Origin of the sequence: Brevundimonas sp. UBA7507 (assembly GCF_002478355.1) — a bacterium.
GTDB classification, from domain to species: domain Bacteria; phylum Pseudomonadota; class Alphaproteobacteria; order Caulobacterales; family Caulobacteraceae; genus Brevundimonas; species Brevundimonas diminuta_D.
In genome coordinates this window covers 64,505-89,516 of record NZ_DLNP01000014.1, presented here as the reverse complement: position 1 = coordinate 89,516, position 25,012 = coordinate 64,505, and the positions used below count along the sequence as shown (strand labels likewise).

Below are 25,012 nucleotides of genomic sequence, written 5' to 3'. Positions count from 1 at the left end.
ATCCGCAGTACACGCGACCGCGGACGTTCGAGGGCCACGACATCCCCGAGATCCTGTTGTCAGGCGATCACAAGAAGATCGCCAAATGGCGCCAGGAGCAAAGGGAAAAGACCACGCGGGAGCGGCGCCCGGATCTCTGGGAGCGGCATCTCGCCAACTTACAGCTAAAGAGCAAATAAGCTCCGGAGAGACACTATGAACATCGTCCAGCAGCTCGCTGCCGAAGAAAAAGCCCGCCTGCTCGAAGGCAAGACCATCCCCGAATTCCAGCCGGGCGACACCCTGCGCGTCAACGTGCGCATCAAAGAAGGCGAGCGCGAACGCATCCAGGCGTTCGAAGGCGTCTGCATCGCCCGTGACGGCGGCGGCGTGAACGAAACCTTCACGGTCCGCAAGATTTCCTTCGGTGAAGGCGTGGAGCGTCGCTTCCCGATCCTGTCGCCGAACGTCGACTCCATCGAAGTGAAGCGTCGCGGCGTCGTCCGTCGCGCCAAGCTGTACTACCTGCGCGACCGTCGCGGTAAGTCGGCCCGTATCGCCGAGCGCCAGACGGCTCGCAAGGTCGCCGTCCCGGCCACCGGCACGGCCGAGAAGGCCGGCGACGAGGCCTGATTTCAGGCTTCGGCTTCGCGCTGAAGATCAAGAGCCCCGGCGGAAACGCCGGGGCTTTTTTGTTGTTCACGCTTGTCCCCCTCCCGGCGGGAGAGGGATGCACAACTAATATGGCGAATCGTCTACACCTCTAGCCCGCCAGTCCCTGTTTCAGGGCGCTCAGCTGGCCGCGACCCGCCCGGACCTCGTCGTAGGCGCGGCGGATGGTCTCCTTGGTCGTCGCCGACAGGGCGTCATCCGACAGCGCGCGCTCAAAGCGCATCTTCAGCTGATCCTCGCCGCTTTCGACCATACCGAGCACTGAGGCGTCGTTGCGCAGCAGGGCGTGCTTCACATCCATGAAGGCCCGCTGGGCCTTGGCCAGGATGGAGCCGTCTTCTTCCGGCGATCCGCCGCGTTCGCGCACCGCCGCCTTGAACGCCTCGGCCAGACGACGCCGCTCAGCCGCCCGCGCCTCGAACCAGGTGCGATAAGCGTCGTCCGCCGCCTCCACGGCCGCCCGATGATAGCCGTCGGCGCTGTCGACCAGCCCCTCGACCAAACCGTTGAGGGCCTTGATGTCGTGGCTGTTGCCGGCCATCGAAAACCTCCGTTGCTGTCCACAAGGAAACCCCTGCCGACGGCGAAGGTTTCCAGCGTCACAGCTTGGTGCGCAGAGACCACAACTCGGGGAAGCAGCGGCGCTTCAGCGTCTCGACCAGATAGCCGACGCCGTCGGTGCCGCCCGTGCCCTGGCGACGGCCGATGATGCGCTCGACCGTGACCACATGCTTGTGCCGCCACGTCAGCAAGGCGTCGTCCAGATCGACCAGCTTTTCGGCCAGTTGGTACAGCGGCCACCAGCGCTCGGTGTCGCGATAGACTTCCAGCCAGGCGGCCTCGACGCCCTCGTTCGCCTCATAGGACTGGCTGACGTCGCGGTTGAGCACGGCCTCCGGCACCGGCAGGCCCGCCTTGGCCAGCTGGAGCAGGGCGTCGTCGTAGAGGCTGGGCGCCTCCAGGGCCGCCTGCAGCGCCGCATGAGCGGCCGGGCGTTCGGCGTGGAAGCGCAGGAAGCGCGGGTCTTTCAGGCCCAGCATGGTCTCCAGACGACGGAACTGGTCGCTCTGGAAACCCGAACTGGCGCCCAGGTCGCCGCGGAACTTCAGGTAGTCGGCAGGCGTCATGGTGGCCAGGATGTCCCAGCTCTGGGTCATCACCGACTGGATGCGGCTGACGCGGGCCAGGCTCTTGTAGGCGGGCACAAGATCGCCCGCGCGCACCAGCGTCTGCGCCAGCGCCACCTCGTGCAGGATCTGCTTGAGCCACAGTTCCTTGGTCTGGTGGATGATGACGAACAGCATTTCGTCATGCTGGTCGGAGCGTGGCTTCTGGGCGGACAGGATGTCGTCGAGCGCCAGATAGCCGGCGTAGGTCACGCCCTGCGGCTCATGCTTGGCCGTCTCGATTGCGTGTCCGCGGATGTCGTTTGCTTCGGTCATGCGCCAGCTATCGCCCGATCAGCCGGGCGGGGCCAGACCCTTTTTGACTTGAGAAACTAGTTGGCGGCGCGGTCGTCGGCGACGGCGTTGGCGGCCATCTGACGGCCGTTGGCGAAGGCGTCGCGGGCGTTGTTGTAGATGAAGCCGTAGGTCGGATAGACGGTCGTGCCCAGATCGTTGATCGGGTTGTACCAGACCTTCACCCGGCTCCAGTCGCCCGAGGACGAGACGTCCACGACGGTGACGTTTTCCTCGACCTTGCCGCGGCTGCCGCCCCAGTTGGCGTGAGTGACGCGGATCACGCGGTCGGTCAGGACGTCGGAGACGACGGCGACGTGGCCGGCGCTCATGCGGCCGTGGGGCTGGAACACCAGCACCGAGCCGGTCTCAGGCGCGTCGCCGGTGCGGAACTTGCTGACGGCCTGACGCCACCAGGTCCAGGCGTCGCCGAAGATCTGAATCCCCGAGAACATGCGCGCAAAGGTCACGCACTGCCAATAGGGGTCGCCGGCCTGGGCCGGGGTCGTGCTGAAGGCGAAGAAGCCAAGGGTCGCCGCAAGGGCGGCGGCTGTGAGCCGTTTCATCATCTGGCGTGCTCCCGACTGAACGCGGACAAGCCTTAGACGATAGGGTCAGAATGTTGAAGAACTGTTTCCGACTGTTTCCCCGGCTGATCCACAGATGATCGCCGCTTCGCCGCCCATCCGCGCAGGAAACGACGGGCCGGGCGCTCGATCAGCTGGTGAACAATCGCCGCCGCGACAATCAAGCCCGCGATGACCGCCAGCCACAATACGAGAGGAAGCTGTTTGTCTTCCGCTCCGGTCAGGCGCGCCGCGACATTGACCGCCAGGATCTGCCACGGGGCGCACAGCATATAGACCGCATAGCTGATCTCGCCGAGATAGACTGCAGGAGCGGAGCCGAGAACGCCCGCCTTGTCCGCGGGAATGCTGGCCAGGGCCAGGATCAGCAGGCCGCCGGACAGGACAGTGATCCCGTCCCAGCTCATCAGCGAGGCGCTGAGCGCCATCACGACCGCCGCCGCCAGGGCCAGCAGGCCCGCGCGCGGCAACGGCGCCCGGCGATAGACCAGGTAGAGGGCGCAGCCGTAGGCGAAGCACGGCACGATCCGCAGCGCGCCCCATTTGAACGTCGCCTCGGTCAGGCGATAGCCGGCGACGCGCTCAAACCCGACATAGAGGGCGGCAAGGAACAGCGCCGCCGCCCCTGTCGCCAGCCACGGCCGGTTCCGCAACTTCCACGCTGCGGCGGCGAAGACGGGGAAGGTCAGATAGGCGAACCACTCTGCCGAGATCGACCAGGAGGGATGGTTCCACCCCGCCTCGCCGGCGAAGCCCCAGGCGTGCACCATCAGCAGGTTGGGCAGCAGCGTCTTCCAGCTGAGGATGCCGGAATCGATCGCCATGCCCGCCGCCGTCGCCGCCAGCCCCAGGGCCATGACGCCGAACAGGGTGAACAGGTGCAGCGGATAGACCCGCGCGATGCGCGCCCACAGGAAGCCCTTGTAGCCGAACCGCTTCTCGCCGAACGCCTGCAGATAGACGTGGCTGAGGATGAAGCCCGACAGGACGAAGAAGAGCTCGACGCCCAGATAGCCCTTGGCCGCCAGGGCGGGCATGCCGCCGACCGCCAGATTGGGCCACATCAGATAGACCACGACCCACAGGGCCGCGAGGAACCTGAGCGAGGTCAGGGGACGAATGTCGATCGGCGTCGCTGCGGGCGTCATGGGACCATCCTGGCCGGTGAACCGACCGGGGACAGCCCGGCCGCATAACAGCGCTCAATGCAAGCCGGGCGCCAGCTTCGCCTTACTCTACGCGGCCGCTCTCCCCGGCCCTCTCGATGGCGGCCGTGGCGGCGGCGCAGCCGGTCAGGGTCTCGCCGCCGATCTCGACCTTGGCGGTCAGGGGATAGGTGCGGTCGCTCATGCCGTCCGAACAGTCCGTCGCCGTCAGGGTGACGGTCAGATCCGTCCCGGCCTCGGTCTTGGCGGTCCAGCTGGCGACCGTGCCCTGCAGGCTCGGACCGGGATTGGCGGCCTTCTGCTCGGCCCGGTCGACGCCGGAATAGGTCAGGCCGTCCGGCTTGATCTCCACCGCCCAGAAGGGCTCGGTTCCCAGCACGCGCACCGGCTGGTCCAGATCGACGCCCGCCAGGGCGCGCGGCTCGGCCTTGGCAGGCTCGGGCGTCTTTTCGGCGGGCTGCGAACAGGCGGCCAGGGCCAAAGACAGAGTCAGGGACAAGGCGGCGGCGGAGAGGAGGGCGACGCGCATGGCGGTCCTTTCTGAAAATTCGCGGCCAAAGTCCCGGTTTGCCTCCCCTCCGTCAAGACAGGCGCCAAAGCGGCTCGCCTGGGTTAATGTCCTCTCATGCCGATTCGCCTCGCCCCCATCGCAGACGCAGGCGCCGCCTTCACCGCCTGCGAATTCTTCGCGGGGGGCGGTCTGGCGGGGCTGGGGCTGAACCTGGACGGCGTCGGCTTCCGCACCGTTCTGGCCAACGACATCGACGCGGCCAAGACGCGAGCCTTTCGCGCCAACCATCCCGAGACGCCGCTGATCCACGCCGACGTCTGGGCGGTGACGCCGGATCAGGTTCCGGGGGCGCCCGACCTGTGCTGGGCGTCGTCGCCGTGTCAGGACGTCAGCCTGGCGGGCGCGCGCGGCGGGCTGAAGGCCCAGCGCTCGGGCGCCTTCTGGGGCTTCTGGAAGCTGATGCAGGGGCTCGACGCCGAAGGCCGCGCCCCACCCGTCATCGTGCTGGAGAACGTCCTCGGCCTGCTGACCTCGGGCGAGGGCCAGGACTTCGCCGCCGTCTGCGGGGCCATGGCCGAGGCGGGCTATGCGGTCGGCGCCCTGGAGATCGACGCCGGGCTGTGGCTGCCGCAGTCGCGCCCGCGCCTGTTCATCATCGCCATGCGGGGCGTCGATGGACCGCGCCTGCCCGCTCCTGCCCAGCCCTTCCATTCCTCGCGCCTGATCGCCGCCTGGGAGCGGTTGCCCGAAGCGGCGAAGGCGAACTGGGCCTGGTGGCGGCTGGCCGTTCCGCCGCGCCGCAACCTCGATCTGGCAGCCATTCTGGAGGCCGAGGCGCCCTGTTTCAGCGAAGCGGAGACGCACACCCTGCTGACCATGCTGTCGCCGCTGCACCGCGCGCGGCTGGAGGCGCTCAAAGCCTCGGGCGAGCGGCGCGTAGGCGCGGCCTTCCGCCGGGTGCGGACAAAGGACGGCGAGAAGCTGCAACGGCTGGAGATGCGCTTCGACGGCCTGGCCGGATGCCTGCGCACGCCGTCGGGCGGTTCATCGCGCCAGTACGTCGTGATCGTCGACGGCGGCCGCGTCGCCATGCGTCGGCTGACCGGGCGCGAGGCCGCGCGGCTGATGGGGGTCGCCGACGCCTATCGCCTGCCCGCCAGCGAAAGCGCGGCGCTGAAGCTGATGGGCGACGCCGTGGCCGTGCCGGTGGTGGAGGCCCTGGCGCGCGGCCTGTTCCTGCCCGCCCTCTCCGGTCAGGCGGAAGCCGCCGCCTGAAGGTTAGTAGTAGGGGTCGTCGTCCTTGCGGTCCTCGGCGCTCTCGATGCCGGGGTCCAAGCTATTGTCGACCTGATCGTCCCAGCCGTCGCGGTCAGAGCGGAAGGCCAGGGCCATCAGCCCCCAGGCCAGGCCGACCGTGCCCAGTACGCCCAGCCCCATGGCGATCCAGCCGTGCAGAGACATCTCGCCCCCGCCGATCAGACGCCAATAGGCCGCCAGCCCAAGCGTGCTGACGGCCGATATGGAGACGGCGAAGAGCAACGACCGCAGAAGCCGGACCAGCCGCCCGCCTCTGGAAGTCGATGTCATCGCTCAGCTCAGCGCTGGACCCACTGGCCCTGGGCGTTCTTGTACCACTGGCCCGAGCTGATGCGCGGCAGCAGCTGGGTCTCGAACATCCGGGCGCCGGCCACTTCGGCCGAGGTGCCGGCGTCGGCGGCGCTGCGGGCGTAGGCCTGGCGGCGGCCGGCGTTGGTCGCGCTGATGGCGGCCTGGGTAGGACCGTCGACCGAGGTGCGCACGCCGACGTAGCCGTCGGCCTGCTCGCCCGCCGCGCCGGCGGCCTTGGCCTGATCGACCAGAGCCTTCTGCGAGGCGGTCTGAGCCACGGCGGCGCCGGCGGCGACGCCCAGAGCAGCGACAGCGGCCACAGCCACGAAGAGTTTGCGGTAAGTCATGTCAAAGCCCCCTTTCGTATCAGAACAGGTTGGGGTTTTCGCGGAGCAGGTTCTGCAGTTCCTGGTCCAGCTTGATGCGGATGTCGGCGTCCAGCTTGGCGTAGATCTGCAGCGGCTCGCTGAACTTGATGTTCACCGTAGGCGCGCATGCGGCCAGGCTGACGGCGCCGAGGCCGAGCATGGCGACGATCTGACGCTTGCTGATCATGGGGCCGGTCTCCGAAGGCGGCGTTGGAAGTCATCGCCACTAAACGCTGCGGCGTGTGAATGGGTTCTGAACAAAGCGCGGCCGCGACTCAAGGCGTTTCATCCGTCGTCAGCACGGGCGTTTCGCCGCGCCGGGCGTATTCCAGAAGATCCGAGATGATCTGGTTGGCGTTCCACGTCGTGTCCAGCGTCAGATCGATCGGCGTATCCGACGGCAGATTCAGCTTCTTGTTGAGGAAGTCGCGACGGATCAACTCCATGAAGGTCAGGCGAAGCTGCTCGCGCTCCGGCGGATCGTGGCGGCCGTTGATGCGGAAGCGAACGCCGAGCCGTCCCTGGTCCAGGCTGTTGACCTCGGCGGTCAGGTCGCTGATCGCCAGATCCTGCATGGCCTGATAGGCCAGATCCTGCATGGTGTTGGGCGGCACGCCCGTCTCGCCTCCGCCGCCGGCGGCCAGGTCGTCGAACACCTCGGGCTGGATCGACAGACGGCCGGGCCGCACCCCGTTCAGCACGCCGCCGACGATGCGCCAGCCGTCCTTGGGGTCATAGGTGAAGGGCAGCCGCCCCGACACCACGGCGTCGAACTCGGCCTTGTCCTGAAGATTGGCGCTCTTAAGCAGTTCGTTCAGCTGCACGCCTTCGACCACGACCACCCCGCCCCAGCCTTCGCCCGGCGTCAGCGGCAGGGACAGGGGCTCGACGCTGATGCGCCCGCCCGCCGCCTGTATCTGTCCGCCGCCGATGGTCAGGGCCTTTTCGTCCAGGCCGAAGGAGAGCTGAAGATCGGTCAGCGGCGTCACCGTCTGCACCCGGTCTGCGGTCAGCGTCTGGTTCGGGGCGGTGATCAGCGGCGTCAGGCTGGTGAACTCCACCCGCCCCTTCAGCCCCTGGACCTTGCCCGCCGGGCTGGTGAAATCCAGCTCCGGCACCGTCAGGACGCCCGAACTGGTCGCGCCCTCGGCCGCCCAGTCGAACCGCCCCTCGAACCCGGCCGAACCTTCGACCGGCGACTTCACATAGTCGGCGACGAGCGGGCTGAGGTCGTCCGGCTGAAGCCCATGCTCGGTGAAGGCCAGGCTGGGCGCCGAGATCACCGCCCCGCCCGCTTCGGCCTGAACGTCGTGGCGCACCTCGACGCGGCCGACGGCGTACTCCAGTCGGCTGAGATCAAATCCGGCGGTCCAGACGTCGCCCGCCAGCCGCGCCTCGCCCTTGGCCTGAAGCGGCAGGAAGCGGACCGGATCGGCCGTATCCGCGACCTGGGCCTTGCTGACGCCCACCCGCATCGACAGCCCCTTGGCCGCGCCGTCGACGACCAGATCGCCCTCGGCGCCCGTGAAGCCGACCTCGAAGACGGGCGCCGTCGCCGCCACCTCGGCCAGCCGCGCCTGAGCGCGCCAGGCGCCGTTGCGGGCGGTGAACAAGGGCGCCGACGTTGGGCAAACACGGCCGGACACGGCCTCGACCGAGTTCTCGCCCAGGTCGAGCTTGTCCAGCGTCACCGGAATGCAGTCGCTCGCCGTATAGGTCAGGCGCCCGCCCGCCGAGGCCAGTTCGCCCTGGGTGCTGAAGGCGATCCCGCGCGCCGGGCCGAAGTCCAGCGCCGCCTGCCCCTTCAACTTCGCCGCGAAGCCGCCCGGCGTCAGCCGCCATTCAACGCCGTCGAAGCGCGCCTCGGGCAGGCCGCCGCCGCGTATCGACGCCACGCTGAAGGCCCCGCGCGTCGCCCCGCCCGCTGTCAGGGACACGACCGGCCCCGTCGCCGCCGACAGCCTCAACTCGCCGCCGTTGGCCGGGCGGGCGGTGATCGGCCGCAGCAGGGTCAGCTCGACACCGGCGTTGTCGCTGATCAGCCGCACCTGAGGCGCGTCCAGGGCGAAGGCGCGCAGCGCCCGCTTCAACTCGGCCAGCTCCGGAAGATCGTCGGCCAGCGGCGCGCCCAGCACCGGCGCCGAAACCCGATCAGCCCCCAGCGCGCCGGTCGCGCTGATCCGCGTGATGGAATCCCGCACCAGGTCGAAGTCGAGGCGGCCCTGCGCCCCGTCCAGCGTCACGTCGCCGGTCGCCAGCCGCCGCGCCGTCAGGGTCGCCGGCCCTTGAACCTCAAAGGCCGCGCCTTTGCCCCCGGCCTCAATTGCGTTCGAGGCGACGACCGCCTGGGTCAGCCGGTTCTCGCCGAACCGGCCCGACGCCGCCGTCAGCCGCAAGGGCGAGGCCGCGCGCCATTTCATCTCCTGCCCCTCGGTCCCGCCCGACGTCGACAGGGTCAGGCGATTAAGGTCCAGCGCCGCCTGGCGAACCTCCATACCCTCGCCTTGAAGCCGGTCCGCCGTCGCCGACGCCTTCGCCTCGCCCTTGAGGCTATAGGCGTTGAGCCAGCCTTCGACCGCCCCGGCGAAATTCATCGTCGCCGCCGCCTGACGCGCCCTTGTCCCGGCGCCGGCCAGTTCATCCGCCGTCAGCCGCACGGTCAGACCGATCCGCCCGTCGCCGCGCCGGGTCTTCATATCCGGGTAGGGCAGGTCGCCGCTGAGGCTGAGCGCCGCCCCCTGCCCGCCGACGCCCGCCAAGGCGAAGCGCTCGGCCTGGGCGTCCAGCTTCACCGCCGTGCGGTCGCCCACGGTCGTCACCTCAATGACCCCGGCCAGGCCGCGCGCCTCGGTCTCGCCGCTCTTGAGCGAGGCGGCGGGCATCCGCCCCGACAGCCGCATCAGCTTGCCGTCGTCGATCCGCGCGTCCGCTAGCAGGCGAACCGGGCCGTATTCGGTGTCGAGCCGCGCCTGGCCGCCTTCGACGATGACCAGAGGCGCGCGGGAATCCGGCTTGGGCGGCCTGCCGGTGAACTCCTCGACCAGGGGATCAAGGCTGCCCAGCGACAGCTTGCCGTCCTTCCACGCCGCGCGAACGATCGGGCGGACCAGACGGACGCGGCTGGGCGTCACCCCCAGCCCGGCCTTCGACCACGGCAGGCCCACGGCGTAGTCGACCTCGACTCGCTCGACCTTGAAATCGGGGTTCTTGGGGTCGCCGATGGAGACCTTGCCGACGAAGCCGTTGAGCTCCAGCCGTTCGACCTCAACGTCGGCGTCTATGCCCTTGCGATCCAGCCAGCCGACCAGCAGTTCGCGCGCCGCCGCGCGCCGGTTCAGATAGAGGGTCGCCGCCAGCACCAGCAGCAAAGCCAGCAGGATCAGCAGCGTCCGGACCGCCAGCCGCAGCCGCGGCGGCCTTCCCTTGCCGGACGGCGCGCCAAAGGAATGATCGGGTCCGGCGTCGGACCCTGAGGTGGCGATGTCGTCGGTCAAGGGAGCGCGGCGTTCAACTTAACAGGAAGGGCAACAACGCCACAGAATGCGCGACAACAACAGTCGTTGCAGAATGAGCACTGCGGCGTGACACCTCCGCCACTACCAATCGACCTCGACTACAAGAAGGCGAAGTTTGGCGTGAGACTCACGCAGAACGCTAAATTACTGCACATCATCGCCGCCACGTTAACCAATCGTAACATTCCATCTTCCCAAGATGGGACGTGCGGGCTATACGGCTCGCTTCGCGTTCGCCGGGCGATCGGCAGACGCATCGAGATTCGACTGTTTTGGCGCGTAACGCGTCGCCGACTTGCCGGGGACCCATGGCTCAGTTCGATCCTCGCCGCCAGCCTGTTCGGCTCGCGCCGCATCTGCTGACGACTTGCGCTGCTGTAGGCATCGCCCTGTTAGCCGGTCGTGGATATGAACAGGTGAAGGCCGAGGAAGTTCCGGCCCTGACCGCGGCGCAGATCGAATCGCTGGAAGCCCAGGCCTACGCCGCCGCCGCCGCGCCGGCCGGCATGACCGCCCCCGAAGCCATCCCCGTCCAGATTCGCCGCGGCGAGACCTTCGAGCAGGCCGTGCGCCGCACCGGCATCGGCGCCGACGAGGCCCGCGCCGTGGCCGCCACCATCGCCAGCGCCTTCGACCTGAAAGACATGCGCGCGGGGCTGCGCTTCGAAACCGCCGTGTCCAAGCCGCGCGGCGGCCTGGGCGACGCCCGCCTGATCGGCCTGACCATGCGCACCGGCCCGGCCAGCCAGCTGACCGTGTCGCGCAGCTTCGACGGCGCCCTTCGCCTGCGCTCGCTGGACGAGAAGATCACCGAGGAAACCGTCGTCGCCAACGACAAGGTGCAGCGCTCCCTGTCGGCCAGCGCCCGCGAACTGGGCGCCACCTCCGCCGTGGTGCGTCGCGCCAGCCAGCTGTTCGCCCACAAGTTCGACATGCAGCGCGACGTGCGCGCGTCGGACGAATTCACCCTGGTCTTCGACCGCACGGTCACGGAATCGGGCCGCACGGTGGAAACCGGCGAACTGCTTTACGCCGAGCTGAAGGGCCACGCCTTCTACCGCTTCCAGCCCGCCGGCTCGAAGACGGCCCAGTATTTCGACGCTACGGGCAAGAACACGCGCACCGCCATGATGCGCACCCCGCTGCAGAACTTCCGTCGCGTCAGCTCCAACTTCGGCGTCCGCACCCACCCCATCTCGGGCTATCGTAAGATGCACCAGGGGATGGACTTCGCCGCCTCCACCGGCACGCCGGTCGTAGCCCCCGCCGACGGGGTGGTGGTCGAGGCCCGTCGCTGGGGCGGTTACGGCAACTGGCTGCGCATCCGCCACTCGAACGGCCTGGAAAGCGGCTACGGCCACCTGTCGCGCTTCGCCTCGGGCATGCGCGCCGGTCAGCGCGTGACCCAGGGCCAGGTCGTGGCCTACGTCGGTTCGACCGGCGCCTCGACCGGTCCGCACTTGCACTATGAAATCTGGCGCAACGGCCAGCGGATCAATCCGGCCGGCATCAAGACCCAGGAAGGCACCGTCCTGGCGGGCGCCGATCTGGCCGCCTTCCGCGCCGAGAAGGCCCGCATCGACCGCGTCATCGCCGCCGGCGGCCAACGCCGTCCGGCCGCCGTGCAGCAAGCCGCCAACGGCCTGCGTCCCGCCGAGGGCTGATCCCCCTTCCAAGCGCTGATCTCAGCCGACCAGTTGCGGAACGCCGCCCTGGTTCGGACAGCGCACGCCATGCACCCAGACGTCGGCCTCGCCTAGCCGAACGCCGAGCAACTCCAGCAACGGCTGAACCACGCTGTCCAGCACCGGCCCCAGCGGCGTCAGAACGGCCGCCAGAAGTTGGGTCACCAGATGCAGCGGTATGCCCAGGGCCGTCAGCTTGGTGTCCCGCAACAGGGTCGTCAGCAGCCCATTCGCAAACCCCTTGGCCTTAACGCTCTTGGGTTGCGCCGAACCGATCTCAGCTCCTGTAAAGCGCAGCTCGCTCCATTCCATATCCGCGACCTGAATATCGGCGCTGCCCTCGACGGCGATCAGCAACACAGACACCAGCCTGGCCGGGCTGACCTTGAGCTCGGACTTGAAGTCGCGCAGGCGCTTCTCGTCGATCTCGCCCAGGCGCACGCGGGCCACGCCGGGCCGCGTTTCGATCAAAACACGCGGCTCGCCCTGGCACTGCACCGCCTTCAGCCGCGCCTCGGCGCTGGCCGCCTCGACCAGGATGGGAACCTTGACCTGCGCCAGCAGGCCGACCAACGGGACTTTGTCCAACGCCGTCGCCCTCAGATAGAGGCGCGTCTGCACCGTGCGGATGATGGGCTCGCCGGTGCTGGTCACGGTCAGCCATGGCGCGCGATTGGGCCGCTCGCCGATGGCCAGCATGACGTCGATATCCGCCAGCCCCGTGCGGGCGCCCACGTCCAGGGCCAGCTGACGCTCCTGATTGGCGGTCTGCAGCGTCGCCATCAACAGGTCCATGGCCGAAACCTCGGCGTTCAGTCCGCGCCGCAAGCCTTCGCGCGCATCCGTCTCGACGCCGATCAGTTCATCCAGCTTCACCGTCGCGCTCGCCGGAAGGCGAGTCAGCTTGCCCAGCGCGCTCTGGGCGCCCGAGCCGGCCACGGCCTCCAACGCCTTCAGCACCTTGCCGGTCTGGGCTTCATGCGCGAGCAAGGCGTCATAGTCGCCCGCGGTGACGCCCAGTTCCGCCGCCAGGGCGTCCGAGAATTGCAGCAGATTGACCCGCGCGTCGGCCAGGGAGCGATAATCCATCACCGTCAGCGACACATGGCTCCCCAACAGGCCAGACAACAGGGCGTTGGCCAGGCCCCCGTCCAGGCTCGCCAGCCGCGAGCCGATGGAAAACATGGCGCTGGGTTGGCCGCCCGGCAGGGCCGCGGTCGCCGACTTGGACACCGTCACGCTGTCGCGCCCCATGATCCAGCGGCCGAAATAGAGCGGCGCCGGCGCGCTCAGAACCACGCGGGCGGCGTTGGGGCGGGCCGCGCCAGGGGTGAAGCGTGCAGCGGGCTTCAACCGACGCTCCGGCGTATAGCCGCCGAGCTGAAGCCGCACGCTCGCCAGATCCGCCAGATTGGCGCGGGCGGTGTCGGCGGCGGCGGCCTCGGTCCACGCCAAAGGCTGCGACAGGGTCTGGGCGGCGGCCAGGGCCGACAGATCCGCCGCGCCCTGCACCTCGCGCCCCTTCAGCACCATGGAGCCCACATCAACCGCCAAGGCGGCTGCGATACAGATCAGAGCGCCGAACACGGCCGCCATGACGGCCACCCCGCCCCGGTCGTCGCCCCAGCGGTTCATACGTCGGCGCGTGCGCATCTCAGCTCTCCTCGACGCGGATGACGGCGGCGCGGCGAATGGTGCGGGGCGGCGGCACGGTCAGCGGCGACAGGGCCATCAGCGGATGACCGCCCGCATCATAGGCGACCTCCACCCTGACCCGCCCCGGCTCGGCCCGCACCCCCACGACCGCGTCGGCGGCCTTGAGGCCGAGATCCTTCAGCTGCGTCTCGATCACCTCTCGTGCAAGTTGTTCCCGCTCGGCCGCATCCAGCCCCGCAATCGCCGCCCTCGCGCCCTCGGATACGGCCGACTGGACCGAATGCGCCATCCAGAACCAGGCGCCGTAGACGACCATCCCCACCAGCAGCAGGAAGAACACCGGCCCTACAAGGGCGAACTCAACCGCCGCTGCGCCCTCGCGCTCTGCGCCCCGGATACGTGCATAGCTTCGCATCATCGCACCTCATGACGCGACGATCATCGTTATCACAACTTAAAGGAGAATGTAGGCGCGTGATGAACACGCCCTAACCCTCGCTGGCGCTCAACAAGCGCCCGGCGGCGCGCGGGCTTAAACTCGCGACCGGCTGCGCCTTCTCGTGAGGCTCCCGATCATGAGAGAGCCGATCACGCCGATGTTCCAGACATAGTAGGCCGAAATATAGCCCCACTGCTCCAACTGCAGATTGGAGGCGAAGGCGTAATGGGTGGCCAGCACCAGGAATTGAAAGCCCGCCGCTGCGATCAACCACCGACGGCCGCTGCTGACGACGCCGTACAGAAGGAGCAGGAACACCCCCGCGTCCGCTCCAATCGCGAACCAGGGCGGCGACCGATGATCGAACGGGGCGACGGCCGAGATCACCCCCGCCACGATGATGGCGATCGCAACAGCGCGCTCCCAGGGGCCGCCGCGAACGAGGGCGAGCCCCGTCGCAACGGCCAGCAGGATGATCGTGAACAGGAAAATGGGCGACATGACGCACCATGCCACCCACAGACGATTCAGCCCACCCGTTCGATAAGCGAGAGACGGACGTTGCGCGGGATCTGCTGGTCCTCCTTGTCCAGGCCGACCAGTTGCACGCCGCGGAAGTGCGTCGTCTCCTTCACATTGGCGAGGGCCTCGTGCAGCTCGACCATTGCGACCTGGGCCGCCATCGCCCTGGCCAGGGCGTCAAACGCCGGCTGGCCGACGGTGGCGGACAGACCCGCATCCGTTCGACCGCGGGTCAGGGCTTGGGCGAGGCCCCCGAGACGTTCGATCGATTGATCCTGCCCGTCCTCGGCCCGTTTGAGCGCGCGCTGTATGCGCGAGGCGATCAAGGTCGCCTGCTCGGTTCTCTTCATCAGTTCAGTGTCTTCCGGTATTGAAGCCGGCGAACCTTCAGGAGCCGTACCGCAGCTTCTGCAGTACGAAGGCGAACTGTTCGGCGCCGGCTGCGGCTGTCAGGATCCAGGCGGCTGCGGCGGCGACGCCGAAGACGATGAGGATGCTTCCCAGACGCCCGAGTCCGACTGGGTCGGCGCGAAGTTCACGTCCAACATGGCCGCTGCGATATAGGCCAGCTCCCTCATCACGCCGCTCGGCGTCAGGAACGGCGCCTGCTTGCGCGCCCCCTCCATGAGGAGAGGCAGCATCCGGCGCTTGGCGGAGGTCGTCGCCATCTTCATGAAGAGGGCTTCGGCCTCGCCCCAACGCAGGGTGGGGATGGGATCGTTGCTCGAAAACATAGGGCGTCCTTTCGGCGCCCCCAGTCGATGCGATCAGCCCCTCGGCGGGTATTGGGAACGAGCCCGATTGGGAACCGCCCCCAACGCCTTCACGAGCCGCCAGGGCCAGCGCGGCGGCGATGCGGTTCTCAACCTGCAGCTTTCTGGTCGCGTTCTCGCAATGACGGTCCACCGTGCCGGGGCGAATGCCCAGCTCCCGCGCGATCTGCTTCGAGTTGAAGTGAGCATGGACAAGCCGGAGGCATTGGCGCTCTCTCTCGGTCAGCAAGGCTACGGATTCAGTCACGCCTTCCACCTGCGACGATCGTTCGACGATGAATGTCGCCCGCCGCCCTGAGCGACACAAGCCAGCATGACCGTCGCACACATTGTCGAGGTCCGGCTAATGGAACGGACGCATCTGCCCGCCGCATTGGCGATGCGAATGCTCTCAGATCGAGTCCAACCGCAGTGACTATACACGCGCCTGAGGGATTCAGCATCATGCTGTGAGGTTTCGTTCGGGCTGACTCAGGCCGAAAATTGCGGCCTGTATTTGCTGATGTTTTACGGGGATAAATTCTCGGGCCGACTCTGATTTCGTATCTACCGACTCAATCGGCCAGATTTTTCAGGCGCGCGACTCGGCCAAGACGCGCTCTACCTCAGCCTTGAACCAGACGATACAATGATGAGCTTTCCCGGCGGGCTTATACCCCTGCTGAATCCATCGATCGGGGCTCAGAATCCCCATCGTGCTTTCCAACAAGCTGACCGGTCGGGTCAGGTCAGACGGGCTAGAATTCGATGCTTCGCCCAAGCGTCGGGCCAATAGCTCGATGCTGCAGGCTTTGTAGCGCGCCAAGCCGTTGGCAAGCGCGACGGCGTCTACGTCGTCAACAGGCGCGATGAGGCCTGCAGCAGCGACAAAGGGTGCAAACGGCTCCGATGAACTCCCAACCGTTGTCGACAAGAAAGGTGCGCGGCAAGCCGAAGGCCCGCCAAGGTCGGACATCGAGGTGACGATTGTTCAGGTCGGCCTTCGGGCGCACGACCTGACGAAGACACGCCATCGCGGACTCAATGCTCGGGGGCGTGAAGCCGATATAATATCCGAGCGGATAGCGTGACCGCACATCAATCGCGACGGTGAGATACGGGCGCCCCACCGGAATGTGATGCTCGTCGTCCACCACAAAACAATCGATCATTGTGTGGTCCATGACGGCAACATCAAGAATTCGCTGCGCAGTCACATGGCGCTTCAACGGCACAAAGGCCCGCTGAGCCACCCGCGCACCATGACGGGCGCGAGTTCTATCGTAGTCCATATGCTCCCTTAGACGCCGCCAGACAGTGACGCGACTGGGAATGCTGATCGGTGCCAAGCCGCTTGTCGCTCTTTCCTGGTTCTTGGCTCGAAGCGCCACATCCAACGCTGCATGGACGTCATCAGAGCTGACCCGACGATCCGAAAAATAGGCGTCTGCCTTTTCCCACAGCATGCTTTCAGCTGCTGGATGAAGACGCGACTTCCTGCGACCTGAAAGCGCACGAGAGCGGCCAATGTAGCTCAGGCGGCGATCCCCGACTCTCCCCATTCCCTTAGCATCCGACGGAACACCGCCGCGCGAGGATAGCGCCCAGCAATAGCCGGCCAATCCTGTTCGCGCTGATCCAGGAACTGCTGAAGGGCCACATCCGTCTTCGACACCGGATCGTCGTCAAACGCCTTCAACAACCCCTGCATCGAACGGCGACGCGCCAATTCACTGCAGTTATTGCAGCCCAGACAGGCATCGCCATTCTGGCACTGATCGGCGGGGGCCATCGTCATAGGGTCGTTCAAAGGCATTCCACCAACGGACCTCTCCAGCAACATCGAGGTCGTCGAACTCGGCCTGGCTGATTGCGCGGACAGGCAACCCTCCTTCTCTTTCCGAGAAGTAGGCGAACTCCCCTTCCGGAAGTCCGTGAACACTGGAAACAACAAATCTGTCCATTCATTTCGCCCTTCTGTTTTCGAAGGATTATCGAATAGGCACAGGATTTTTTGAGTGAAACAACTTTTTCACTTGCCAAGCGCAGTCACACTATTCTATACTTCGTGACTATAGATTTTAATATTGAAATCATTGATGATTTTACTGAGCGTCAGAAATATTGACACTTAACACGCCGCGTATAGATTTTTATCCGAAGCCGCTGTTGCTTAATTGCATCGCTCGTGGCGAGTGAAATCTCACCCCAACCGAACCGCCTCGTAACCACCGCCCACCCAGCGTCATTGGCAGGCACCCCTTTTGCCACAACCAATAATTCTATTATCGTAGAATTATGGAATCAGAAGTCGCCATTCTTGCCCTCGCCGCCCTGGCGCAACCTACGCGGCTTGAGACGTTCCGCCTGCTGGTCCGGCATGAACCCGACGGCCTGCCCGCCGGCGAGATCGCCGATGCCCTGGCCGTGACAGCCAACACCATGTCGGCCCACCTTGGCGTTCTGTCGCGCGCCGGTCTGATCAGCTCGGAGCGGCGCAGCCGGTCGATCATCTACCGGGCTGACCTAGACCGCCTCCAGGCGCTAGTCCTGTTCCTGCTGGAGGAGTGTTGCCAGGGCCGCGCCGAACTGTGCGAGCCGCTGCTGGCCAAACTCTCGCTCTTGCCCTGTCGCGCCTGAGGTCATCATGGACGTCGTCATCTATCACAACCCCGCCTGCGGGACGTCGCGCAACACCCTGGCCCTGATCCGCCACGTCGGGATTGAGCCGCACGTCATCGAGTATCTGAAGACGCCGCCCAGCCGCGCCATGATCCTGGGGCTGATCAAGCGCATGGGCGTGCCGTTGCGCAGCCTTCTGCGTGAGAAAGGCACGCCCTTCGCCGAACTGGGCCTCAGCGATCCTGCCCTGACGGACGATCAACTGCTCGACGCCATCGAGGTGCACCCTGTCCTGCTGAACCGTCCCATCGTCGTGTCCCCGCTGGGAGTGAAGCTGTGTCGGCCGTCCGAGGCGGTCCTGGACCTCCTGCCACCCGAGAGCCTGAGACCCTTCACCAAGGAGGGCGGCGAAGTCGTCATCGACGCCGAGGGCCGGAGGGTTCGCTGATGGTTGAGGCCGTGGTTGCTGAGCAGCCGAAGCGTCGTCTCTCCTTCCTCGACCGTTGGCTGACACTGTGGATTTTCGCCGCCATGGCGCTGGGCGTGCTTCTGGGCACAGTCGCGCCCGGGCTTTCCGCCTGGATCGACGGCCTGTCGGTCGGCACGACTAACATCCCCATCGCCATCGGCCTGATCCTGATGATGTATCCGCCGCTCGCGCGGGTGAAGTACGAGGAACTGCCGCGCGTCTTCGCCGACAAGCGCGTGCTGTTGCTGTCCCTGTTCCAGAACTGGGTGCTGGGACCGGTGCTGATGTTCGTCCTGGCGGTCATCTTCCTGCGCGATCAGCCGGAATACATGACAGGCGTCATCCTGATCGGCTTGGCGCGCTGCATCGCCATGGTGCTGGTCTGGAACCAGTTGGCGCGCGGTGACAACCAGTATGTGGCGGGCCTGGTCGCCTTCAACTCGATCTTCCAGATCGCCTTCTTCAGCCTCTACGCTTGGCTGTTCCTGACCGTGCTGCCGCCCCTGTTCGGGCTGGAGAGCAGCGTGGTCGATGTCAGCATCTGGACCATCGCCGGCGCCGTCCTGGTCTATCTGGGCCTGCCTTTCATGGGCGGATTCCTGACCCGGCGCGCGCTGGTCGCGAGGAAGGGGAACGACTGGTACGAGACGCGCTTCCTGCCGCGTATCGCGCCGATCACCCTGATCGCCCTGCTGTTCACCATCGTCGCCATGTTCAGCCTGAAGGGCGGTGAGGTGGTCGCTCTACCACTGGACGCCCTGCGCATCGCCGTCCCGCTGACGATCTACTTCTTCATCATGTTCGTGGTCAGCTTCCTGATGGGACGTCTGATCGAGGCGGACTATCCGCGCACCACGGCCCTGGCCTTTACCGCCGCCTCCAACAATTTCGAACTGGCGATCGCCGTCGCCATCGCGACCTTCGGGCTGGCTTCGCCCGTCGCTTTCGCCGCCGTCATCGGGCCGCTGGTCGAGGTGCCGGTGCTGATCCTGCTGGTCTCGGTCGCCTTGTGGCAGGGCCGCCGCTACTTCCCCGCGACCGCCCCGAAGAAGGACGCCTGCTAATGGCCTTCAACGCCGTAGAGTTGCCCTACCCCTCCCCCGATCTGATCGCCGCGCTGGAGGCCGACGGCCTGCCAACGGATGACCTCCATGAGCCCGGCCGTCGTTTCTTTCGTTTCGAGGACGATGCCGGACTGATCGGCTACGGCGGGCTTGAGCAGGTCGGCTCCGATGCCCTGATCCGCTCCATTGTTGTCATCGACGACCGTCGCGGCGAAGGCCACGGCTCAGTAATCCTGTCCTGGCTGGAAACTAAGTCTGCCGAGCAGAATGCGTCCGGCCTCTGCCTGCTCACGACCGCGGCGGCCGCCTTCTTCGAGCGGCACGGTTACACCGCCCTGCCCCGATCAGCCGCGCCGACCGCCATCGCCGCCTCCAGGCAGTTTAGCGCCCTGTGTCCGGCTTCGGCAGGATTCATGTTCAAGGAGTTGCGTACCCAATGACCCGTCTTCGCGCCCTGCCCGATCCCGATCACCTGCCCGCGCTGGGTCTCTGCTCTTCGAACAGTAGCGCGTTCGGTCTCCTAATCCCTGTCGAAATATGGCGCGAAAACCCAAAGAAATGACGGCGCAACGCCGCTTCCCTTCGCCTCGGCTCCACGGTTAAGGTCGTCGTTCCGTAGGGGGAGTATTCCATGTCGTCTCGTCGCCGCGCCGCCTGTTCTCTGCTGGCGCTCAGCCTGGCCCTGGGCGCCGCGCCCGCCCTGGCGCAACAGAATCCGCCCGAACTTCTGGCCGTCGTCGGCCACGACAGCGGCGAGCGCATCACCCGCTCGGCCGACGTGCGCCGCTATTTCGAGGCGCTGCGGACCGCCAATCCCGACCGCATGGTCATCGGCGACTACGCCCAGTCGTGGGAGGGCCGCCCCCTGTTCTGGGCCGCCGTCGGCTCGCCGCGCAACATCGCCCGGCTGGACGCCATCAAGGCCGCGACCAACGCCCTGGCCGACCCGCGCAAGACCAGCCCCGAGCAGGCCCGCGCCCTCATCAACGACACCCCGGCCATCGTCTGGATGGCCTATTCCGTCCACGGCAATGAGATCAGCCCCGCCGACGCCGCCCTGACCGCCGCGCGCCGCCTGACCGACGGCCTCGACGCCGAGGCGCAGGGCTGGCTCGAGAACGTCGTGGTCGTCTTCGTCCCGACCCAGAACCCCGACGGACGCGAGCGCTTCATCAACAGCTTCGAGGCGGGCCTCGGCGCCCAGCCCAACGGCGACCCCCTGTCGGCCGAGCGGGCCGAACCCTGGCCGTCCGGCCGCTTCAACCACAATCTGTTCGACCTGAACCGCGACTGGTTCATCCAGTCCCAGCCGGAGACGCAAGGGCACTCGGCCCTGATCCGCGAATGGCGTCCGCAGGTGGTGGTCGATTCCCACGAGATGGGCACCGACTCCAGCTTCTTCTTCCCGCCCGAAGCCCAGCCGCTGAACCCCTGGATCTATCCGCCGATCCTGGACGCGCGCGAGCGCTTCGGCCGCAACACCGCCGGGCGCTTCGACCAAGCCGGGCTGGACTATTTCACCCGCGAGACATTCGACGCCTTCTATCCCGGCTACGGCGACGGCTGGCCCGCCTATTTCGGCGCCGTCTCCATGACCTATGAGCAGGGCTCGTCGCGCGGTCTGCTGGCGCGCCGGTCGTCGGGCGAGATGCTGACCTACGCCGACACCGTTCAAGGCCATCTGACCGCCACCCTGTCGACCATCGAGACCGCCGCCCGCGACCGCGAAAAGCTGCTCAGCGACTTCTACGCCTTCCACCGCGACGGCATTGCGGGCGGACGCGGCGCCTATATCCTGTCGCGCTCCGCCGCCGCCGACCCGGCCGCGGCCGACAAGCTGGCTGGCCTGCTGGTCCGTTCGGGGCTGGAGGTCGGACGCGCCACCGCCGCCTTCTCCGCCTGCGGCCAGAGCTATCAGGCGGGCGACTACGTGGTGAACCTGTCCCAGCCCCAGCGCCGCATGGCCGAGACCCTGCTGGCCAAGGACGTGCCGCTGGACCCGAAATTCCTGGCCGAACAGGAGGCCCGCCGCGCGCGCGGCCTGGGCGATGAGATCTACGACCTGACCGGCTGGTCCCTGCCTCTGCTGTTCAATGTGCCCAGCCAGCGCTGCACGGGCGCTCCGTCGGTGCAGACGGCCGCAGTCGGCCCCGAACTGATCCGCCCCGCCGCCGTGGCCTCCGGCGACGCGGCCTACGGCTACGCCATCCATCCGGGCACGGCGGGGATGCGCTTCCTGACCGCCGCCCTGACCGACAAGCTGCCGGTCCGCTCGGTCGAGGAGCCCTTCACCCTGGACGGCCGCGCCTATCCGGGCGGAACCTTCATCATCCCGCGCGCCGGGGCGCCCGCCGACCTCGACGAGCGCGTCCGCCGTCTGGCCGCCGGCAGCGGCGCCCAGGTGACGCCGCTGGCCACCTCATGGGTCTCCAGCGGCCCCAGCGTCGGCTCGGACAAGGCCACCGTCATCACCGCCCCGCGCGTCGCCATGGCCTGGGACGACCCGACCGAGCCGGAATCCGCCGGCTCCATCCGTCATGTGCTCGAGCGCGAATACGGCTGGCCCGTCACGGCCGTCCGCACCCGCCGCTTGGCGAACGCCGACCTGTCCCGCTACCAGGTGCTGATCCTGCCGTCGGGCGGAAACTATGAGCAGATCCTCGGCGAGAGCGGCGTCGCCAATCTGCGCGCCTGGGTCCAGGCCGGCGGCGTCCTGATCGGCGTCGGCTCGGCCAGCCGCCTGCTGACCGACCCCGACTCCAAACTGCTGGAGAGCCGCCGCGAAAGCGCCGCCTCCGGCGACGGCGACAAGGACAAGAAGGACGGCGGCAGCGAGATCGCCACCGACGCCGAATACCTGGCCCTGACCGGCCACCACGGCGGGGCGCCCGATCCGGTCGCCGGCGTCCTGGCCAGCGCCGTGGTCGACAACGAGCACTGGCTGGGCGCGGGCGTCGCCCCGACCCTCAGCGTCATGGTGCGCGGCTCGGACATCTATGCGCCGCTGGCCCGCGACCAGGGGACCAACGTCGTGCGACTGGCCGGACCGGACCAGGTGCTGGCATCCGGCCAGCTGTGGGCCGAGAACCGTCGCCAGCTCGCCTACAAGCCCGTCGCCATGGCCTCTGAAATCGGACGCGGCCAGGTCGTCGCCTTCACCCAGGACGTGACCATGCGCGCCTTCCTGGAAGGTCTGAAGCCCCTGTTCCTCAACGCCGTCTTCCGCGGCCCGGCGCATACGTCAGGGACGAAGGGGAACTGACATCCCTTCTCCCCTTGTGGGAGAAGGTGGCCGAACGGAGTGAGGTCGGATGAGGGGTTGCGAGACCTCAGCCTCGGCCTCTCGTCAAACGTCAAACAGACCCCTCATCCGTCCGGCTTCGCCGTCCACCTTCTCCCACAAGGGGAGAAGGAACAGCCGACATGCTTTGACAATCCGCGTCCCCACAGGCTTTGCTGCATCCGCCAGCAGGGGAGCTGACGACGCATGACCACCCACACGCCGCAGCCGCCCGCCGACGACGGCGACTGGACCCTGCTGCAAAGCCGGATCGACCGCAGCTTCTGGCAGTGGGATCGCCGCAGCGAGCCGGATGCGCCCGTCCTCAGCAGCTTCGTCATCCTGCGCCCGCCCGAACGCCTCGACTACGACACCTTCGACGAAGCCGAGGCCATGTTCGAGGCGATGGAGGAGTGAGCCGCGCCGCCTGGCCCGCCCTGTTGGCGGGCGCCGTCCTGCTCAGCGGCTGCGCCTCCAGCGTGGGCGGCCTGCCCGTGCAGTGGCGCGCCGACGGGCCGCCGGTCGTGACCGCCCCGCCCGGCGACTGTCCGGCGCTCGACGGCGCCTACGACTCGACCGGCCAGGCCCAGGGCGACGAGACGAAGACGGCGACGCTTCAGTCCGTGCTCGGTCGCGAACTGGGCCTTACGCGGCTGCTGGCCGTGAACGCCGAACGTGCCGCGACCGTGACCATCGCCCGCGCCGCAGGCGACGACGCCTGGCTCCTGTCCGACGCTAACGGCAAGGTTCGGTTGGCCGCTGACAGAGCGCCCGCCTCCCTCGACCCTGACTGGTCGGCCCATGGCTCCCGCGTCGCCGGTTGCGCGGGCGGACGCCTGTGGATCGGTCTCAGCACCGTCAGCACCCAGTATGAGACCATGACCGAGACCCGCGCCCTCGGCGTCCTGTCCGTCGGCCCCGACGGCGGCCTGATCATCAAGACCCGAACGGAACGACGACACCACGCCTTCCTGCCCTGGCCCTCCGTCCAGCGCAGCGCGATCCGCTACGATTTCCCGGCGATCACTGCGCCCGCGTCGCCAGCGGCGGTGCGGCCGTAACGCTCCAGGCCCGAGGCGCGACCAGAGGACGGCCGCACTTCGCCTCGATCACCGCCCCCTCCTGCGTGGTGAAGCGCACCGGCGAAGCGGCCGCACAGCGCGCCTGGACGGCGAAGAACATGGCCGTCGCGTCCGTCATCGGATCATGACCCTCGACCTTCGCCAACAAGGGATCGCCCGACAGGACGCCGCACTTGTCGCCCGTGTCCAGCCGCACGCCCTTCTCCGTCCGATAGAAGCCTGTGCTCCCCCCGGTGCAATTCTCGCCGTTCAGGTGGAACAGGGCCGCCGCGCGATACTCGTCCGGCGAAAGCTTTTCCTCCAGGGTGACGCCCAGCGCCGCCAGCCGCGCGGCGACGCCGTCCCAGCGCGTCGCCCCTGGACCGTCCATCAGCAGGGCGACCGCGCGTTCGCCCTCAGGCCGGGCGCGGAACTCGGCGACGCCGTAACCGTCGCCAGCCATGCCCCGATCCAAGACCTCCTTCCACAGGTCGAAGACGTCCCGCGCGCCTGACGACGCTTGGCGCGTCTCCAGATCAGCCAACCACTGCACCACCGTCCCGCAATCATAGACCGCCGAACCTGACCGCAGCCGCGCCGGGTCGTAGTCCCGGTCGCCCAAGGCCTTGCGGCACCCGTTCAACCGTTGAGACAGAGCCTCATGCGCCGCCGTCTCCGTCACCGCGCCTGTGGAGACCGCCGCCGCCCAGGCGCCGTATTCAGCCGCGCCCTCATGCAGCCAGGGCGCGGCCTCGCCGTCCCGGTTCTCCAGCCGATGTCCGTTCCACAGATGGAAGGTCTCATGCCAGACGAAGGTCGCCAGGCCGGCCGCCACGTGCGCCGGGGGTTCGTCCCAGGCCGCACCGTGAAACCGGGTCGAGATGACGCCGCTGTCGCTCACGTCGCCACGGAAATCCACCGGCCCCGGACTGTCGGTCGTCACCAGCAGCACCGGCTCATACGGCAGATCCCGTCCCAGCCGCGCGCCAAAGAAGGCTTGGGCCGCAAAGAAGCCGTCGCGCATGATCCCAGCCAAGGTCGGCGATACGGTCTCGCCGATCGCCAGCCTGGCGCCTGGATAGGTCTCGACCTGGCTTTGAGGGCCGAGATAGACAGAGCCCCTCTCCGCCTTCGTCGTCGGCAAGGCTGTCTCGCCCGCTGCGGGGCGCGCTGTCAGTTCGGCGTCCATGCCCCGCAACGCCACGGCGGGTCCGTACAGGATGCTGCCCGATCCGATCTGCGCCAGGGCCAGATAGCCGCGGTCTCGCTCGGTCGTATCGGGCCTGATCAGGATCTTGAAGGTCTGGAACGGCGCTTCCCCCTCTACCGCCCCGTCCGTCAAGGTCAGACCCGGCGTCGTCACAGTCCATTCGGTGCGGACGATGTTCTGATTGAGAAACGCCACGCGCGTCGTCGGCTCGGCCAGGCGCCAGGTCACGGCCACCCCGCCGGGCGCCGAGCGCGCCTCGACCGTCGCCGCCTGCTGGGCCTGGGCGGGCGCCGCGGCGGCGCATGTCATGGCTGCGACCGTCGCCATTGCGGCGGCCGCGCGCAGAATCGTCTTGCTCATGGTTGCTCTCCTAACGCCCCTGTGGA

The 25,012-nt window shown here is 67.5% G+C and carries 27 protein-coding genes and 2 pseudogenes; 12 read left to right on the top strand and 17 right to left on the bottom strand.

Annotated features, from left to right (window positions below; all coding sequences use genetic code 11):
* Window positions 1-179 (top strand): annotated as a pseudogene (locus B3D50_RS11080) (tRNA (guanosine(37)-N1)-methyltransferase TrmD); the annotation flags it as partial.
* 16 nt (window positions 180-195) lie between these two features.
* Complete coding sequence (gene rplS / locus B3D50_RS11075; RefSeq protein WP_286951235.1) at window positions 196-612, top strand: 50S ribosomal protein L19; 417 nt, start codon at window positions 196-198, stop codon at window positions 610-612.
* Window positions 613-742: 130 nt separating this feature from the next.
* Here the strand turns inward: rplS and B3D50_RS11070 are convergent, their stop codons facing one another.
* The 5 genes from B3D50_RS11070 to B3D50_RS11050 form a co-directional block, all read right to left on the bottom strand.
* The gene (locus B3D50_RS11070; protein WP_286951234.1) at window positions 743-1,192 is read right to left on the bottom strand and encodes a PA2169 family four-helix-bundle protein; all 450 of its coding nucleotides are present in this window, start codon (window positions 1,190-1,192) and stop codon (window positions 743-745) included.
* Window positions 1,193-1,250: 58 nt separating this feature from the next.
* Window positions 1,251-2,093 carry a tryptophan 2,3-dioxygenase gene (locus B3D50_RS11065; protein WP_286951233.1) on the bottom strand — a complete coding sequence of 281 codons (843 nt, stop codon included), beginning with the start codon at window positions 2,091-2,093 and terminating at the stop codon, window positions 1,251-1,253.
* A 56-nt stretch (window positions 2,094-2,149) separates the two neighbouring features.
* Window positions 2,150-2,680 (bottom strand): CHAP domain-containing protein, encoded by a 531-nt coding sequence (locus tag B3D50_RS11060; RefSeq protein WP_046652349.1) that lies wholly within the window; start codon window positions 2,678-2,680, stop codon window positions 2,150-2,152.
* Between the two features lie 32 nt (window positions 2,681-2,712).
* Window positions 2,713-3,846, bottom strand: coding sequence for an acyltransferase family protein (locus B3D50_RS11055; protein ID WP_286951232.1), 1,134 nt, complete (start codon window positions 3,844-3,846; stop codon window positions 2,713-2,715).
* 82 nt (window positions 3,847-3,928) lie between these two features.
* Window positions 3,929-4,393 carry a COG3650 family protein gene (locus B3D50_RS11050; RefSeq protein WP_286951231.1) on the bottom strand — a complete coding sequence of 155 codons (465 nt, stop codon included), beginning with the start codon at window positions 4,391-4,393 and terminating at the stop codon, window positions 3,929-3,931.
* 96 nt (window positions 4,394-4,489) lie between these two features.
* Between B3D50_RS11050 and B3D50_RS11045 the strand changes: the two genes are divergently transcribed.
* Window positions 4,490-5,650, top strand: coding sequence for a DNA cytosine methyltransferase (locus tag B3D50_RS11045; protein WP_286951230.1), 1,161 nt, complete (start codon window positions 4,490-4,492; stop codon window positions 5,648-5,650).
* A gap of 3 nt (window positions 5,651-5,653) precedes the next feature.
* On the opposite strand, the gene B3D50_RS11040 is transcribed toward B3D50_RS11045, so the two are convergent.
* From B3D50_RS11040 to B3D50_RS11025, 4 genes are all read right to left on the bottom strand, one after another.
* Window positions 5,654-5,962 (bottom strand): hypothetical protein, encoded by a 309-nt coding sequence (locus tag B3D50_RS11040; RefSeq protein ID WP_286951229.1) that lies wholly within the window; start codon window positions 5,960-5,962, stop codon window positions 5,654-5,656.
* 8 nt (window positions 5,963-5,970) lie between these two features.
* Complete coding sequence (locus B3D50_RS11035) at window positions 5,971-6,330, bottom strand: YdbL family protein (RefSeq protein ID WP_046652354.1); 360 nt, start codon at window positions 6,328-6,330, stop codon at window positions 5,971-5,973.
* A 19-nt stretch (window positions 6,331-6,349) separates the two neighbouring features.
* Window positions 6,350-6,538 (bottom strand): YnbE family lipoprotein, encoded by a 189-nt coding sequence (locus tag B3D50_RS11030; RefSeq protein WP_040346241.1) that lies wholly within the window; start codon window positions 6,536-6,538, stop codon window positions 6,350-6,352.
* An 88-nt stretch (window positions 6,539-6,626) separates the two neighbouring features.
* Complete coding sequence (locus tag B3D50_RS11025) at window positions 6,627-9,845, bottom strand: intermembrane phospholipid transport protein YdbH family protein (protein ID WP_286951228.1); 3,219 nt, start codon at window positions 9,843-9,845, stop codon at window positions 6,627-6,629.
* A 329-nt stretch (window positions 9,846-10,174) separates the two neighbouring features.
* Here B3D50_RS11025 and B3D50_RS11020 point away from each other — a divergent pair, with 329 nt between their 5' ends.
* Window positions 10,175-11,530 carry a M23 family metallopeptidase gene (locus B3D50_RS11020; RefSeq protein ID WP_138140736.1) on the top strand — a complete coding sequence of 452 codons (1,356 nt, stop codon included), beginning with the start codon at window positions 10,175-10,177 and terminating at the stop codon, window positions 11,528-11,530.
* Window positions 11,531-11,551: 21 nt separating this feature from the next.
* Here B3D50_RS11020 and B3D50_RS11015 read toward each other — a convergent pair whose 3' ends face one another.
* The 4 genes from B3D50_RS11015 to B3D50_RS11000 all read right to left on the bottom strand — a co-directional run bounded on the left by B3D50_RS11015 (window position 11,552) and on the right by B3D50_RS11000 (window position 14,518).
* The gene (locus B3D50_RS11015) at window positions 11,552-13,204 is read right to left on the bottom strand and encodes a TadG family pilus assembly protein (RefSeq protein ID WP_286951227.1); all 1,653 of its coding nucleotides are present in this window, start codon (window positions 13,202-13,204) and stop codon (window positions 11,552-11,554) included.
* A gap of 1 nt (window position 13,205) precedes the next feature.
* Entirely contained in the window at window positions 13,206-13,625 is a 420-nt protein-coding gene (locus B3D50_RS11010; RefSeq protein ID WP_269297041.1) for a TadE/TadG family type IV pilus assembly protein, read from the bottom strand.
* 114 nt (window positions 13,626-13,739) lie between these two features.
* Window positions 13,740-14,147, bottom strand: a complete 408-nt coding sequence (locus B3D50_RS11005) for a hypothetical protein (protein WP_003166223.1) — start codon at window positions 14,145-14,147, stop codon at window positions 13,740-13,742.
* Window positions 14,148-14,173: 26 nt separating this feature from the next.
* Window positions 14,174-14,518 (bottom strand): hypothetical protein, encoded by a 345-nt coding sequence (locus tag B3D50_RS11000; protein WP_286951226.1) that lies wholly within the window; start codon window positions 14,516-14,518, stop codon window positions 14,174-14,176.
* Between B3D50_RS11000 and B3D50_RS10995 the strand changes: the two genes are divergently transcribed.
* A complete protein-coding gene (locus tag B3D50_RS10995; protein WP_286951341.1) occupies window positions 14,478-14,732 on the top strand; it encodes a hypothetical protein in 255 nt (84 codons plus the stop codon). The two genes, B3D50_RS11000 and B3D50_RS10995, sit on opposite strands and share 41 nt — an antisense overlap.
* Window positions 14,733-15,068: 336 nt before the next feature.
* On the opposite strand, the pseudogene B3D50_RS10990 reads toward B3D50_RS10995, so the two are convergent.
* From B3D50_RS10990 to B3D50_RS10980, 3 genes and pseudogenes are all read right to left on the bottom strand, one after another.
* Window positions 15,069-15,188 (bottom strand): annotated as a pseudogene (locus B3D50_RS10990) (LuxR C-terminal-related transcriptional regulator); the annotation flags it as partial.
* 589 nt (window positions 15,189-15,777) lie between these two features.
* Window positions 15,778-16,386, bottom strand: a complete 609-nt coding sequence (locus tag B3D50_RS10985) for an integrase catalytic domain-containing protein (RefSeq protein WP_286951224.1) — start codon at window positions 16,384-16,386, stop codon at window positions 15,778-15,780.
* 68 nt (window positions 16,387-16,454) lie between these two features.
* Window positions 16,455-16,718 carry a hypothetical protein gene (locus B3D50_RS10980; RefSeq protein WP_286951223.1) on the bottom strand — a complete coding sequence of 88 codons (264 nt, stop codon included), beginning with the start codon at window positions 16,716-16,718 and terminating at the stop codon, window positions 16,455-16,457.
* Window positions 16,719-17,218: 500 nt separating this feature from the next.
* Between B3D50_RS10980 and B3D50_RS10975 the strand changes: the two genes are divergently transcribed.
* The 7 genes from B3D50_RS10975 (at window position 17,219) to B3D50_RS10945 (ending at window position 23,416) form a co-directional block, all read left to right on the top strand.
* Window positions 17,219-17,560: an ArsR/SmtB family transcription factor gene (locus B3D50_RS10975; RefSeq protein WP_286951222.1), complete on the top strand. Its 342-nt coding sequence runs from the start codon at window positions 17,219-17,221 to the stop codon at window positions 17,558-17,560.
* A gap of 7 nt (window positions 17,561-17,567) precedes the next feature.
* Window positions 17,568-17,990: an arsenate reductase (glutaredoxin) gene (gene arsC / locus B3D50_RS10970; RefSeq protein ID WP_088410893.1), complete on the top strand. Its 423-nt coding sequence runs from the start codon at window positions 17,568-17,570 to the stop codon at window positions 17,988-17,990.
* Window positions 17,990-19,075: an ACR3 family arsenite efflux transporter gene (gene arsB / locus B3D50_RS10965; protein WP_286951220.1), complete on the top strand. Its 1,086-nt coding sequence runs from the start codon at window positions 17,990-17,992 to the stop codon at window positions 19,073-19,075. The genes arsC and arsB overlap by 1 nt, the downstream gene beginning before the upstream one ends.
* On the top strand, window positions 19,075-19,515 hold the full coding sequence (arsN2, locus tag B3D50_RS10960) for an arsenic resistance N-acetyltransferase ArsN2 (RefSeq protein WP_286951219.1): 441 nt from the start codon (window positions 19,075-19,077) through the stop codon (window positions 19,513-19,515). The genes arsB and arsN2 overlap by 1 nt, the downstream gene beginning before the upstream one ends.
* Before the next feature lie 191 nt (window positions 19,516-19,706).
* On the top strand, window positions 19,707-22,337 hold the full coding sequence (locus B3D50_RS10955) for a M14 family metallopeptidase (protein ID WP_286951218.1): 2,631 nt from the start codon (window positions 19,707-19,709) through the stop codon (window positions 22,335-22,337).
* A gap of 225 nt (window positions 22,338-22,562) precedes the next feature.
* On the top strand, window positions 22,563-22,772 hold the full coding sequence (locus tag B3D50_RS10950; RefSeq protein ID WP_286951217.1) for a hypothetical protein: 210 nt from the start codon (window positions 22,563-22,565) through the stop codon (window positions 22,770-22,772).
* Window positions 22,769-23,416: a hypothetical protein gene (locus B3D50_RS10945; RefSeq protein ID WP_286951216.1), complete on the top strand. Its 648-nt coding sequence runs from the start codon at window positions 22,769-22,771 to the stop codon at window positions 23,414-23,416. Before B3D50_RS10950 ends, B3D50_RS10945 begins: the two co-directional genes overlap by 4 nt.
* Here B3D50_RS10945 and B3D50_RS10940 read toward each other — a convergent pair.
* Complete coding sequence (locus B3D50_RS10940) at window positions 23,379-24,986, bottom strand: hypothetical protein (protein ID WP_286951215.1); 1,608 nt, start codon at window positions 24,984-24,986, stop codon at window positions 23,379-23,381. The two genes, B3D50_RS10945 and B3D50_RS10940, sit on opposite strands and share 38 nt — an antisense overlap.
* Window positions 24,987-25,012: the final 26 nt, after the last annotated feature.